Here is a 1,234-nt window from a genome sequence, read left to right as displayed (position 1 = left end):
ACTTAAACAGTATGTCAAGACGGATGAGTTCAAAAAAACGGGAGCCGCAGACCAGCAGGTCGTTTACGATGCTATTGAACGTATTCAAAGCATGCTCCCCGGTGGCAACGGGACATTGGATTTTGCCCGGCTGCAAACGCAGATGCACGCTTTGGGGGATGCCGTAACACGCGTGCAAAATGCGGAACTGCAGCAGGAAGCGGCATTCGCCCGGTTAAAAGCGGCGCAGACCGATTACAACAAGGCTCTTGAAAGCGGTAACCAGGCAGAAATAGAACGTACCAGAATCGCTCTTCAAATGGCCCAATCGTCCAGCGTTTCAGCTGACGAAGAATACCTGAACGCTACCTCTGAAATGAAGGCGCTTGCCGGGGAGGTGAAAAGTGCCTCCCAGGACACGGTTGACGGGTTGAACATGGTATCCGACGGGTTGCACGGTTTTGCAAGCGGAACCTTGCAGGGATCATTTGAAGGAATCCAGAGCATGCTTACCGGTCTTTCAAAACTGAATATCGGAGGCAAGGTCGGTGATGCCATCAGTCAGATGTCCGAGACCCTGTCAAGTGCCGGAGTCATCGGGCAGATCATATCGGCCATTCTCTCCATACTGGATTTGCTGAAAGACGGTATTGGCCCGATTATCTCATCATTGATAGACACCATTTTCAATGCGATAACCGGAATACTCGACAATATCCTCAGCGGAGACCTGTTCAAACAGATAGGCGGTTCCCTTGTGAATGGTATCGGGGGATTGCTGAACACGGTGTCTTTCGGAGGTTTCAACAAACTGTTTGGCATCGGCGGAAACGCCAAGGAAGTGCAGGCTGCTATTGACCGTCTTACAGATCGGAACGAGAAACTGCAGACTTCCATCGAAGACCTGACCGATACCATCAAGGCAAGCAAGGGGACAAAATCGGTGGAAGCTTACCGGGATGCTTACAAATACCAGAAAGAGACGAATGCAAACTATCTGCAGATAGCGCAGGAACAGGCACGCTACAGCGGTAGCCACCACAGCTGGAACTACTACTGGGGCGGTTTCAACCAAGCACAGATAGACAAACTGAGCGGACAGATTGGCCGCCAGTGGGACGGGAACCTGTGGAGCCTGAGCCCGGAGGAGATGAAGGCGCTGCGCAGCAACGTGGACATGTGGACGCAGATACAGAACACCGGCAAGGGCGGTTACGGCGGGCGACTGACCGAGAAGCTGGATGACTACATAGCG

The 1,234-nt window shown here is 52.6% G+C and carries 1 pseudogene; it reads left to right on the top strand.

The features are described 5' to 3' along the window. Positions 1 to 1,234: pseudogene (locus WKT20_RS18020) on the top strand (viral A-type inclusion protein); the annotation flags it as partial.

It is taken from the genome of Phocaeicola sp. ICN-14070 (genome assembly GCF_037892625.1).
Classification (GTDB): Bacteria; Bacteroidota; Bacteroidia; order Bacteroidales; family Bacteroidaceae; genus Phocaeicola; species Phocaeicola plebeius.
This window is presented reverse-complemented; position numbering and strand designations above follow the sequence as displayed.